9 protein-coding genes and 1 pseudogene are annotated in these 12,080 nt (G+C 65.7%); 3 read left to right on the top strand and 7 right to left on the bottom strand.

Annotated features, from left to right (window positions below):
• Window positions 1–48: 48 nt before the first annotated feature.
• Genes AWC31_RS31365 through AWC31_RS31375 form a run of 3 tightly spaced genes read right to left on the bottom strand, consistent with a single transcriptional unit; the run spans window position 49 to window position 3,042 of the window.
• Window positions 49–1,374 (bottom strand): ABC transporter substrate-binding protein, encoded by a 1,326-nt coding sequence (locus tag AWC31_RS31365; protein ID WP_085148847.1) that lies wholly within the window; start codon window positions 1,372–1,374, stop codon window positions 49–51.
• The gene (locus AWC31_RS31370) at window positions 1,371–2,183 is read right to left on the bottom strand and encodes a carbohydrate ABC transporter permease (RefSeq protein ID WP_085148850.1); all 813 of its coding nucleotides are present in this window, start codon (window positions 2,181–2,183) and stop codon (window positions 1,371–1,373) included. The genes AWC31_RS31365 and AWC31_RS31370 overlap by 4 nt, the downstream gene beginning before the upstream one ends.
• Entirely contained in the window at window positions 2,170–3,042 is an 873-nt protein-coding gene (locus tag AWC31_RS31375; protein WP_085148854.1) for a carbohydrate ABC transporter permease, read from the bottom strand. Before AWC31_RS31375 ends, AWC31_RS31370 begins: the two co-directional genes overlap by 14 nt.
• A gap of 389 nt (window positions 3,043–3,431) precedes the next feature.
• On the opposite strand from AWC31_RS31375, the gene AWC31_RS31380 reads away from it, so the two are divergent.
• Window positions 3,432–4,568 carry a GGDEF domain-containing protein gene (locus AWC31_RS31380; protein ID WP_234817059.1) on the top strand — a complete coding sequence of 379 codons (1,137 nt, stop codon included), beginning with the start codon at window positions 3,432–3,434 and terminating at the stop codon, window positions 4,566–4,568.
• 10 nt (window positions 4,569–4,578) lie between these two features.
• Here AWC31_RS31380 and AWC31_RS38020 read toward each other — a convergent pair.
• The 3 genes and pseudogenes from AWC31_RS38020 to AWC31_RS31395 all read right to left on the bottom strand — a co-directional run.
• A pseudogene (locus AWC31_RS38020) lies at window positions 4,579–4,774 on the bottom strand (acyl-CoA dehydrogenase); the annotation flags it as partial.
• Between the two features lie 351 nt (window positions 4,775–5,125).
• Window positions 5,126–7,171, bottom strand: coding sequence for an MFS transporter (locus tag AWC31_RS31390; RefSeq protein WP_110775349.1), 2,046 nt, complete (start codon window positions 7,169–7,171; stop codon window positions 5,126–5,128).
• Between the two features lie 164 nt (window positions 7,172–7,335).
• Window positions 7,336–8,025: a DUF3159 domain-containing protein gene (locus tag AWC31_RS31395; protein WP_085148861.1), complete on the bottom strand. Its 690-nt coding sequence runs from the start codon at window positions 8,023–8,025 to the stop codon at window positions 7,336–7,338.
• A gap of 64 nt (window positions 8,026–8,089) precedes the next feature.
• On the opposite strand from AWC31_RS31395, the gene AWC31_RS31400 reads away from it, so the two are divergent.
• A complete protein-coding gene (locus tag AWC31_RS31400) occupies window positions 8,090–8,824 on the top strand; it encodes a helix-turn-helix domain-containing protein (protein ID WP_085148864.1) in 735 nt (244 codons plus the stop codon).
• Here the strand turns inward: AWC31_RS31400 and AWC31_RS31405 are convergent.
• Window positions 8,810–11,005: a S9 family peptidase gene (locus tag AWC31_RS31405; protein WP_234817089.1), complete on the bottom strand. Its 2,196-nt coding sequence runs from the start codon at window positions 11,003–11,005 to the stop codon at window positions 8,810–8,812. The genes AWC31_RS31400 and AWC31_RS31405 overlap by 15 nt on opposite strands.
• 298 nt (window positions 11,006–11,303) lie before the next feature.
• On the opposite strand from AWC31_RS31405, the gene AWC31_RS31410 reads away from it, so the two are divergent.
• Window positions 11,304–12,065, top strand: coding sequence for a cutinase family protein (locus tag AWC31_RS31410; RefSeq protein ID WP_085148870.1), 762 nt, complete (start codon window positions 11,304–11,306; stop codon window positions 12,063–12,065).
• The last annotated feature ends 15 nt before the right edge of the window (window positions 12,066–12,080 follow it).

Below are 12,080 nucleotides of genomic sequence, written 5' to 3' on the forward strand. Positions count from 1 at the left end.
AGGCCACAGTACCGATTAGCTGTGACCTGCGGGTTGAATCGGCGAGCGCTATCGCGACGCCGCGGCGTTCGCGGCCCACTGCGCATCGGCCAGGGTGGTCGCGACGTCGCCGCGCCCCAGGAACATCTCGTCGAAGTACGGCTTGATGGCCTCATAGCCCGCCGGGAATCCGGCCCCGCCCGGTGCGGGGATGCGGGGCCCGCGCAGCACCCGGAAGAACGGGCTGACGTCGACGCCCCGCGCCTTCCAGTAATCGTGGTACACGGGCTGGGCGGCGAGCACGGCCGGGATCGCGGCGCCACGCACTCCCAGGAATTCGTTGCCTCGCTTGCTGCCCATCCACGCCAGTACCTCGCGTACCGCGTCCGGATGTCGGGTGGCCGGATTGGCCGCTGCGGCAATGCCGTTCGTGACGCTGACCCGGCCCTTCGGTCCAGCAGGCAGCATCACCACGCCCCATCGGAAGCGGGCCTGGTCGGCGATGGCAGCCAAGTTGTAGGTGCCGGACTGGAACAACGCCATACGGCCCTGCAGGAATGCGTTGCGGGAGAAGTCCCCGTTGTTGTTGGTGTCGGATGCCGGCGGCGCGACATGGTCGTCGTTGATCAGCCGCACCAGGTACTCGAACGCTTCGACGGATTGCGGGTTGTCGAACGCGAACCGGTCACCGATCGCGAAGATCCCGCCCGCGGAGCCGATGAAATTGAGATAGATGCCCTGTAAATCGTTGGCGGCGTTGTATCCCCACTGCCGAATCCGGTTCGCGTCGAAGCCGGGGGTGGCCGCCGTGCGGCCGGCCTCGTCGACGGTGAGCCGCGCCAGCAGCGGCCGTAACGTGTCGTCCGGACCGTTGGACCAGCGCAGCATCGGCAGCTCGGCGAGGCCGACGCCGGCAGCGTCGAGCAGATCGGCATTGAAGTAGACCGCGATGCCGGCATCAGTCAGTTGCGGTACGCCCCACAGCGTGCCGTTGCGGGTGAATTGATTGACGACCGACGGCTCCCACGCCCGGGCGGCGTTCGGCCCGAGGAGTTTTCCGATATCGAGCAGTCGGCCGTTGTCGGCATACCCCGCGAAGTAGGCGTTGGAGATCCAGAAGATGTCGTCGGCGCTGCCGCCGGCCACATCGGTGCGCAGCGTGTCGAAGTACGTCGAATAGGCGACGGTGTTGACGCGCACCTCGATGTCGGGATGCTCCGCGCTGAACGCGTCGAAGGACTCCCGGTAGGCCGCAGCGACCTGCGGATCCCACAGTCGCACGGTCACCACGGTCTTGCCCGACGGCTCGGTGTCGCGGCCCAGCAGCAGCGCCGCCACCAGCAGCAGGGCCATCGTGAGCGCAAGGCCGGCGGCGAGTTGCGTCGAGCGCTTCATTTGATGCCCGTCACGACGATCGAGCGGACGATGTTGCGCGACAACGCCACGAACAACACGATCAGCGGGACGATCGCCACCGTCGTCGCCGCCATCACGAGCGTCCACTGCGCGTTGTACTGCGTCTGCAGTCCGGCGGTCGCGACCGTCAGCACCTGCCACTTGCTCCCGCTCGTGATGACCAACGGCCACAGGAAGTTGTTCCACTGACTCACCACGGTGATCAACGCCAGTGTCACCAGGATCGGCCGGCTCGCCGGCACCACCACGTGGGTGATCACGTCGAGGGTGTTCGCGCCGTCGAGTCGGGCGGCGTTGATGAGGTCACCGGGAATGGACCGGAAATACTCGCGCAGCAGGAAGATCGCGTACGGCGAGCCGAACATGAACGGCAGCACCAGCGCCCAGAACGTGTTGCGCAGCCCCGCCTCGGCCATCATCAGATAGAGCGGCACCACCGTCACCGTGGCAGGCACCATCAGCGTCGCGACGTACACCCAGAACAGCACGTCGCGTCCCGGAAACTGCAGGCGCGCAAAGGCATACGCGGCGAGCACCGAGAACACCAGCTGGCCGAGCAGAATGACCGAGGTCACCACTGCGGTTACGGCGATAGCCCGGCCGAATCCGGCATCTGCCAGCCCGAGGTAGTTCTCCCAAGTCGGTGGCTTCGGCAGTGACAGCGGCGATTCGGTGGCGAGCTGCTCGGCCGACGTGAACGACGTCAGCAACCCCAACCCGAACGGCAGCAGCGTGATCACGGCACCAAGCAGCAGCCCGGCGTAGACGAGGACGTTACGTGAGGTCATAGCTGATCCTGCGACGGAAGTAGAGGTGCTGAACGATCGTGACGCCGACCAGTAGCGCGAACAACACGATGGCCATGACGGCGGCGCGTCCGACCGCGGCTGCGCCGAACGCCTCGGCGTAGATGCGGTGTGCGATCAGGTCGGTGCGACCCTGCGGGCCACCCGCGGTCAGGGCATACACGGTGTCGAATACCTGGGCGGCGCTGACGATTCCGGTGACGAGCACGAAGAACATCGTGGGGCGCAACATCGGCAGCGTGATGTGGCGAAACCGCTGCCACGAGCCGGCGCCGTCGGTGCGCGCGGCGTTGTGGATGTCGGCGGGGATGTTGAGGATGCCGGCCAGGAAGAACAGTGTCACGTAGCCGACATTGGTCCAGATGACGACCGCCGACACCACGGGCAACGCCAGGCCCGGGTCGGTGAGCCATTCGATGCGGGTGTTTAGCACCGTGCTGAGCGCACCGTCGGTCGGCGCCAGGATCCAGCGCCACAACACGGCGATGGCCAGCGGCGCACAGATCCACGGCAATACGTATACCGTGCGGAAGAATCCGGTTCCGGGAAGCCCGCGAGCCAGCATGCTTGCCGCGACCAGGCCGAGCACAGTCTGCGTCGGCACCACCAAGATGATGAACAGCAGCGTGACCACGAGCGAAGTCGCAAACGACGAGTCGGTGAGAACCGAGCCCCAATTGTTCAGTCCCACATACTCGATCGGGCCGAGTAGATCCCACCGGTGCAGGCTCAACCACGCCACCACCAACATGGGCAGCAAGAGAAATGTCACGACACCGAACAGGCTGGGCGCGACAAGCGCGTACCCCAATGCCGTCGTCCGGACACGCGAGGTGGCCATCGGGCCATTAAAGCGGGTCGTGGTGTCGAGCGGCCACGCGGGCTTCACCTCATCTGCTCATTGCAAGCCGGTCTCGCTGGAGCCCGATGCGGAGTGGCGTCAGTGGTGGTCCGTCGGTCAGGACGGCACGAAGTAGGGTCGGCAGAGCTCGTGGTGAGAATAGGAAACACTGACGCTCCCGCACCATCTGGCCGACGATCAGGACGCCTGGCTCGGCGGCAGCAAGCGCTACTCCGGGTCGCTGAACCGATACGCAGCAATCATGCGACCGATCCGCCTCAAGAGATCGGAGACGGCTGCATATTGACCATTTCGGCAATTCGGATAATGTCATCGATTGATTGCTGCAGTTCTGCGGGATGCGCGGCAGTTCCATTCGATCAGGCTTTTTGACGGTACGCACACGGGAGTACGGATTGCTGGCGAATTCGGGGAACTACGCAGGGTTCGTCGGACTGCTCCGAGACTGGTGGCGTGAGCCGGTCGACTACCCAGCGCAGGTGCAATACTTCGCCAAACGGTCCATGTACGAGGCAATCCGGACACTCATCGGCTTTGGCACCGCGTTCAACGGCGTGATCTGCCTTGGGATTCTGATGCCGTTCGCAACGACGCGCGCGTCAGCTGTTGTAGTCGCGATCTTCGGCTTGCTGCAGATCGGCTGGGGAGTGGCGTGGTGCGTTCGCCCATGGCCATCACGCCGGACATCGCTGGCCTTCGTCATCACTGCCGACATCGGAATCGCCATCACAGCGATAGCGGACTCGAGTTGGCTACTGGGCTTATTCGGGTTCAACGCGTTCACGATGATCTCGATCTACCTGATGTTCTTCGACGGCCCCAAAGCCCTTGCCGGCCATCTGACATGGATCCTGCTGGCAACAACGGCATTCACCGTGCGAGCCGCCGGCCATGCGAACTTCGACACGACCACGTTCACAGCCAGCACACTCACCGCGGTTGCCCCAGTGCTCGCGACACCTCTGGGCATTCAGTTCGGAATCTGGGCCTTGCGCACGGACGCCAACGAGTCGGTCACCGACGCGCTGACCGGACTGCTCAACCGACGAGGTCTGCACTTGCACATCGGCGAACTGTTACGCGACGCCACTCCCCGCACTGAGTTCACCGTGATGGTCGTGGACCTGGACCGCTTCAAAGACATCAACGACACCTTCGGCCACACGGTTGGCGACGAGGTCCTGGTCCGCTGTGCACGACGGATCAAATCCACTGTCCGGGGCAGCGCGCTGGTGGCACGAATCGGCGGCGAGGAGTTCGTCATCGTCGATCGCGCCGAATCCAGCCGCCGCGATCGAAGTGACTTGGACACCGTCCGGTACGCGATCTGCGCACCGGCCGAACATCCGGTGACCGCCAGCGTCGGCATCACCATCAGCGAAGCCGGTCACCTCGCAATGTCAGGAACCACCTCCGCAGCATGGCTCGACGGCATGATCGAACGAGCCGACCGCGCGATGTTCCACGCGAAGCGCAAGGGCGGCAACGCGACTGTCCACCTCTGAACACCCGTTACCCCCGAGTTTCTCTGGGAACCAAGATCATCGACTGCTGGCGGTGCCGTGCGGCGGCGGGATCCGTCTTGCCCATAACGATGAAGACGCGCGCGTTGGGGTTCATCGGGTTGCGATGTTGGTGGCATCCGAGGGGGCCACGTCGGCTCTGTCATCGCGAATGCGGACCGGATATCACCGGCTAGTAATGGTGGTAGCCGGCGCAGAATCCAACTGTCGACGAGGCGCTGGAGATCGATACCGCGCGGGTCTGTTTGGTGCTCGTGCGTGGATATCACTGTCTGCGTGGTCTTTCTGTGTCTTCGCTGAGTTCCGATGGCGAGTGGCCCCTCGCGGCCGGCTTGCAGATGACCCGCCGAGATCAGTCCGGTTCCGTCAGTGGCGATGACGTCGAAGTGGACCCCACCGCGGCCGCTGAACCCGAATCGTCCCGTGCGATCACGTTCGCGACACGGACTGTTACCGCCGTTCCGTGTCCGAAACGTCAGCCCAGCCGTGCTAGTCACGGACGGCTTTGCCGCAGTAGCGATTCTGTCTGGGCTCCGAGATCATCCCCGGCGATTCGGAACACTCCAGCGATCCCGGAGTGAGCGTGGCGCGGGCCGGGTCGGATGTTGGGGACGTGGCGGGCGTGCCGTCCGAATCGGCGTGGTGGGGGCATGTGGTGACATTCCGTGGGGCGCCGCGTCGGGCGCAACGGCATTCTGGCGGCGCAATTCCTCGTCGATTCCGTCGGACAGCCGACCGAGGTATCCGATGAGGGCGGCGACATCGCCGTCGTCCCAACGGGACACGATGGACTCCAGCCTCGATATGTTCAGTGACCGCTGGCGTTCGAAGGTCGAACGACCACTCGACGTGAGGGCGAATCGCGGGGGAGCGGCTTGATCGGTGTCCGGTAGCCGGCTCACCATGCCGTCCCGGATCAGCGTGGAGATCCGTTCGTCGACTGCCGTGGTCGGACTGTCCACCTCGCGCGCCAACTCGTCCAACGTCAGCGGCCGGTCGGCGCCGAGGTAAGAGGCGATGACGTAATCGCCGCGGTCGAGGCGATACGGCGTCGAGGGGATCTGCAGCGCGACCGCCGCCTGACGTCCGAGTGCGGTCAGCACGTTCTCGAGTCGTTGTGCCCTGCGGCGGGTGGGTACGGGCGCTAGCACGGGTTCGACCGTGGACGGCGCAGGCGCGGGTACCGACGTCGGGATCGTCATCGCGATGACCGCGGCGACGAGCGCGGCGCACCCGGCGATCACCATGGCGGTTCGGAACGCGGTGAGTGTTGGGAAGGCGTGTCCGGCGACCACGACGGTCATCTGCGCGAGGACCGCGCTCGTGACCGCACTGGATGTCGAGGTGCCCAGTGATCGCGCGAGCGAGTTGATGCCGTTGGCGGCCGCGGTTTCCGACACGGGCACCGCGGAGTTGATCAGTGTCGGCAGAGCGGCGAACGCGAAGCCGACACCGGTGCTGCAGACGACGCCAAAGACGAGAATGCCTGCCGGCGAGCCGAGCAACTGCGTGCCGCCCAGGTAACCCACGGCGATGATGACTGCTCCGAGGATCAGCGTGAACCGCGGTCCGCGTGCCGCAATGACGCGGCCGGCGATCGGGGACGTGGCCATCATCGCCAAGCCGCCGGGCGCCATCCACAGTCCGGCCATCACCATCGACTGCCCCAGGCCGTAGCCGGTCATCGTGGGCATCTGGAGCAGTTGTGGACCAAGCAGACTCGTGCCGAACATGCCGAAGCCGACTGCGATGGATGCGAGGTTGGTCAACAGCACCGGTCGTTTGAGTGTGGTGCGCATATCGACGAGCGGTGTGGGCGCACGATACTGCCACCAGCCGAACGCCACGAAGACGACGACGGATCCGATCAGCAGACCCAGTGTCATCGGGCTGGTCCACCCCCAGCTGGCGCCCTTGGAGATTGGCAACAGGAGCAGAAGGAGGGCCGCACTCAGGCCGAGCGCGCCGAGGACGTCGAAACGGCCCATCGAGGCCGACGGCACGATGTCGGGGACGAGGGTCGCGAACAGGATGCATGACATCAGTCCGAGAGCCGCGGCGCACCAGAACAATGCGTGCCAGCTCAGGTGCTCGGCGATGACCGCGGACATCGGCAGGCCGAGCGCGCCGCCGACGCCGAGCGAGGCGCTCACCATCCCCATCGCGCCACCCACGCGGTCGGCGGGAAGCGCCGCCCTCAGCACGCTGATGCCGAGCGGAATCACGGGTGCGCCGAAGCCTTGCAGCGCGCGGCCGATCACGAGTGGGGCGAGTGAGCTCGTCATGGCGGCGATCACCGATCCCACCGTGAGGATCACCGCGCACGCGACGAGAATTCGCTTGGGCCCGAACATGTCTCCGAGCCGGCCGAACATCGGGGTGGCCACGGCGCCGGTCAGCAGTGTGGCGGTGACCGCCCACGACGCATTGGCCGGCGTCGTGCCGAGAAGCTCGGGCAACTGGGGGACAAGCGGCACCACGAGCGTCTGCATGAGCGACACCGCGATGCCTGCCGCGGCCAGAACCGCAATCAGCAGACCTCCGCCCTTCGGCGGTGCCGGGCGTTCGATCATCTGCACGGACATGACGCTGACCCCCTTCGAAGATTGGTGTGAACCAGAGCGCAACGGCCGGACCGGCCGGCGGGCCCACGAAATCTTACAGTAAGATAGGCTAACTAACCAAAATTTGGCGCTGCCTGGGGTAAACGGTTGTGGATCGGCGGCGGGTAGCCGCCGGGGCAAACGCGCTAGCTCGTGCGCCGGTCGGGTTCCTCGCCGAGCCGCCGGTTTGCCCGGCGAACAGCCCAATACGTCACCACAAGCGCCACACCGAGGAGCGGATAGCCCATCGCGATCCGCGCGAACGCCAGCCACCCGGTGAATCCGCCATCGTAGAGCCATTGTTGGACAATGAATCTCGCCGCGAACACGGCCACGAACACCAGCGTCGCAACGTCGAATGCGTGCAGCGTCACCTTGTCGGCACGCCATGACGGGTCGGGACCGCTTGTGCGCATCAGATTCCAGATCACCCCGATGAGCGGGCGCCGGACCAGGACCGACAGTGTGAACGCGGCGGCCATCGCCAGGCTGATCCAGATACCGGGCAGGAAGTAGTTCTCAGCGGAGCCGGTGTAATAGGCGATCAGTGCGGCGATGACGACACCGAGCAGTCCTGAAATGGCCGGCTGAAGGGGTTCCTTGCGCACCAGCCTGAGTGCGATCAGACCGATGCTGGTGCCGACGGCGACCGCGACCGCCACGCTCAATCCCGCGACTGCGTTCGCGATCACGTAGGCGAACGTGGGCACGCTGGCATGAACCAGCCCGGATACGCCGCCCATGCGTTCGAGCAGGGTCGGCGTCTGTTCTTCGATCGGTTCGCCGGTGACGGGCTCACCCTCGTCGGGGTAGAGGTCGAGGTCAGGCGTTGGCATTTGTCCATGGCACACCCGGACGTAACGGCATAGTCAAACCGGCGCCGTGGCACAGTAGGGGATCGTGGCTTGGAGTACCCGTGAAATCGCCGAACTCGCGGGCATCAGCTTGCGCGCCGTGCGGCACTATCACGCCGTCGGTCTGCTTGCCGAGCCTGAGCGTCGCGCCAACGGCTACAAGCAGTACGGCGTCGCGCATCTGGTCCGGTTGGTGCGCATCAAAAGGCTGACCGAGCTGGGCTTTTCGCTTCCGCAGATCGCGGCGATGGGTGATTCCGACGACCACCCCGAGCAGGCTTTACGGGAGCTCGACGCCGAGCTCGGCGCCACGATCGAACGATTGCAGCGGGCCCGCGAGGAGCTCGCCGTACTGTTGGAACACTCGGCGCCGACCGACCTGCCGCACGACTTCGTCCCGCCGGCAGCCGCGGCCAAGATGACGGACGCCGATCGCTCTCTCGTCGTAGTGCTGAGCCGGGTTCTTGGCCCCCGCGGTATGCGGGTCTACGCCGACATGATGAGGGACGCGCCCGACGATCCCGCGTCGGCAGAGTTCGACAACCTGCCCGTCGACGCCGACGAGGCGACGCGGAACGATCTCGCGGAACGTCTCGCCCCCTACATCCGGGCAGTGAACCAGGCTCATCCAGGGCTTGCCGAGTCCCGATCCGACGCCCCACGTGGAAAACGCTTCGCGGACAGGACGATCAGCGGCGCGATGGCAGACCTGTACAACACTGCACAGCTGGATGTGTTGCGCCGGGCTGGCGAGATCCTGCGCGCCTCAGCCGCCGAGTGACGGCAGCGGCAGCGGTGACAGGCGGTAACTCGGTGGTTCGGTGCCATGAAGGTGTCGCACGAAATAGTCCCAGGTTCGCCGCAGGAAGTAGTGCTGGCGGCCGATCAGGGCGTGTTCGGCTCCGGGAATCAGAATGAGGTCGAAATCCTTGTCCGCCTTGATCAGTGCATCCACCAGCCGCAGTGTCATGTACGGGTGCGCATTGTCGTCGAGCTCGCCGTGGATGAGGAGCAGCTTTCCGTTCAGGTTGGCGGCCAACGCGGAGTTGGAGATTGCCTGCTTGCCCTCAGCGCTGACGTCACCGTGGTAGTGCTCGGCCCACATCGCCAGGTTGACGGCATTGTCGTGATTTCCTGACGTGGCGACCGCCACGTTGTAGAAGTCGGGGTACATCAGCAGGGCGCGGGCGGCGGCGAACGCACCGGCGGACTGTCCGGTGATCCCGACCCGACCTGTGTCGAGCCAGGGATAGCGGTGCCCCAGTTCGCGGATCGCGGCGACGTGGTCATCCAGGGCGCCGGCGTTGCCGAGGTCGCCGTAGGAATGATCGTGAAAGGACTTGTCGCGCCCCGCGGTACCGCGTCCGTCGATCGCGACCACCGCAAAGCCCAGCGCGGCGAAGGCTTCCGGCTCGCCCTGGTGCGGCGGGTCGAACGACGGTCCGGCGCGATAGATCTGGGGCCCCGGGTAGATATGTTCGATGATCGGATAGCGTCGCTGCGGGTCGAATCCGTGGGGGCGCCACAGCAGTCCGTAGATCGGTGTTCGTCCGTCGGCGGCCGTCGTGCGGAACCGTTCCGGTGGTCGCCAACCGAGGGTTTCCAACGCATCGGTGTCCGGTGACTCGAGCTCCACCAGTACCTGCCCGTCACCGTCGAGAACGACGGAACGCGGTGGCAGGCTCGACGACGACGCCCGGTCCACGAGATAGCCGCCCTCAGGCGGACTCACCGCGTCGTGGTCGAGCTCGTCGTCGGTGAGCCGGGTGAATCCGGAACCGTCGAGATTGATCCGGCAGATCTGCCGGAGATACGGGTCTTCCTCGTTGAGGCCGCCGGCCAGGAAGAACACCTGCCTGCGATCCTCGTCGACCCACAGCAGCGAGCGGACGAGCCACTGCCCCTGGGTGATCCGGGTGACCTGCTGTCCGTCGGCCGAGTACAGGTAGAGGTGGCCCCAACCATCGCGCTGCGACCACCACACGAACTCGCCGGACTCCAAGACGTGCACCATCTGCGGGTCGCCGAGCTGCACGGCGGGGTCGACGCGTGTCTCGCCCGTTTCGCTGATCAATGTCGTCGTTGCGCCGGTCGCCGGGTCGAGGCGACGCAGCTCGAGGGTGCGGGCGTCCCGGGAGTGGTGTAGGAAATACACCTTTTCGTCCGCTTTCCCCGTCCACCACGCGTACACCAACGCCGTGTTGTGCATGATCACGAACGGCGCGTCCTGCTGGCGAATCACCTTGCGCTGGTTCACATCGAGGACGTTCCACGTCATCGTCGCGACCGCCGCTTCACCGGGCATCGTGTAGCGGGTGCGGTGTTCTTTCGGGCGGCTGCCGTCGGCAGGTGAGGACTCGACGAGAACCAACTCCGGAAGGCCGCGTTGATCGATGCGCTGCGCCAGGATTCGGGTCGAATCCGGTGACCAGTGGAAGATCGACGGTGGCGGCAGGCCGAGCACCCGCGTCAATGCTCGCGCCCCGGTGGTGTCGGGTAGGCCGCCGTAGTCGAACTGTGGCTCGGCGTCGTCCGTCAGTGCGAACTCCTCGCCACCGCTGCGCGGCCGCACCCAGATGTTGCCGTCGCGCCGAAACGCGACCCACGCCTCGTCCGGTGACGGCACCTCACCAGGTACCGGCTGCGCGTCAGCTCGCTCGGTCAGGCCTGAATCGTCTGACCAGTCCCACTGCTTGTCGAATGCGGTGAACCGCACGGTGTCGTCGTCGCGGATCTCCACGCCGGCGATCGGCAGGTCGCTCCCGGTGACGGCGTGGCCGGACGTTTCGGACAGCTCCGCTGCCAATCTGTCGTGGTGGAACGCGTCGCGTCGGCTGCCGTCATCGGGATTCACCACGATGTAGCGAGCCCCGACCCGGTACCAGAAGCGGGTACCACCGGACAACCATTGTGGATCGAGCGAACTGCCCGGCACTCGCCGCGCCCGGTGCGGAGCCAACATCTGTTCGGCACGTGCGTAATCGGAATCGGTCAACGTCGTGTCATCAGCAGTCACGATTGCGATGTAACACTCGGACGTAGCGGCATGGTCAAGTCTGCATCGACCTGCCGAGGCGGCGATCAGTCGATTAACCAACGCCTGTATCCGTCCCGGCAATCCCTCCGATGCCGATTTGCTCGGGTGGCGTACATCACTTGACTGACCGGAATCGTCCGCGCCTTCGTTCGACTTGTTGCAAGTAGTTGCCACTACCACATCAAGCCGATGGCAAACGGAACCGAAGGACGGGCGAGTACTCATGAGCACTGTTGTCACCAAGGTGGCGAAGTCCACCCTCTTCACCGTCCTCGCCGCGGCTGCGATCGTCGTCGGCACGTTGGCCGGCCCGGTCGCGACCGCGAATGCCGCCGCCGACGCGTGCGCCGACGTCGAAGTCGTCTTTGCCCGCGGCACCAACGAAGCCCCCGGCGTCGGGGCGACCGGCCAGGCGTTCGTCGACGCGCTCACCGCGCAATTGCCCGGAAAATCCGTCGAAGTCTACGGGGTGAACTACCCGGCATCGCTGAACTTCGGACAGGCCGTCGACGGGATCGTCGACGCGAGCAACAGGATCCAGTCGATCGCGGCAAGCTGCCCCGACACCAAGATCGTGCTCGGCGGGTACTCGCAGGGCGCCGCCGTCGCCGGATACACCACGTCCAGCAGTGTGCCCGCCGGATACGTGCTGCCTGCCGGGCTGTCCGGGCCCATGCCTGCTGAGGTTGCCTCCCACGTTGCGGCCGTGGCCCTGTTCGGAACACCCGACGGCTGGTTCCTGAGCCTGGCCGACCGCAACGCGCCGCCCATCACCATCGGAGCTCCCTACGCCGCCAAGACCATTCAGCTGTGTGCGACCGGCGACCCGGTGTGCTTCCCCGGCGGCCTGGACCGCGGGGCGCACAGCTCCTACAAGGTCAATGGGATGGCCGTCCAGGCAGCCGATTTCGTGGCGCGCCAGCTGGGCGGGTCCGCCCCGTCGGCCACGCTCGTCCAGACCGCGGGTGAGGCCGGCACGAACTGAACACAACCCCCGACG

It is taken from the genome of Mycolicibacterium wolinskyi (assembly GCF_002101965.1).
Classification (GTDB): Bacteria; Actinomycetota; Actinomycetes; order Mycobacteriales; family Mycobacteriaceae; genus Mycobacterium; species Mycobacterium wolinskyi.

Excerpts from the sequence above, each read along its gene's own strand:
- AWC31_RS31375 (WP_085148854.1), bottom strand. The coding sequence starts at position 3,042 with ATGGCCACCTCGCGTGTCCGGACGACGGCATTGGGGTACGCGCTTGTC.
- AWC31_RS31410 (WP_085148870.1), top strand. The coding sequence starts at position 11,304 with ATGAGCACTGTTGTCACCAAGGTGGCGAAGTCCACCCTCTTCACCGTC.
- AWC31_RS31405 (WP_234817089.1), bottom strand. The coding sequence starts at position 11,005 with ATGTTGGCTCCGCACCGGGCGCGGCGAGTGCCGGGCAGTTCGCTCGAT.
- AWC31_RS31390 (WP_110775349.1), bottom strand. The coding sequence starts at position 7,171 with ATGTCCGTGCAGATGATCGAACGCCCGGCACCGCCGAAGGGCGGAGGT.
- AWC31_RS31365 (WP_085148847.1), bottom strand. The coding sequence starts at position 1,374 with ATGAAGCGCTCGACGCAACTCGCCGCCGGCCTTGCGCTCACGATGGCC.
- AWC31_RS31370 (WP_085148850.1), bottom strand. The coding sequence starts at position 2,183 with ATGACCTCACGTAACGTCCTCGTCTACGCCGGGCTGCTGCTTGGTGCC.
- AWC31_RS31395 (WP_085148861.1), bottom strand. The coding sequence starts at position 8,025 with ATGCCAACGCCTGACCTCGACCTCTACCCCGACGAGGGTGAGCCCGTC.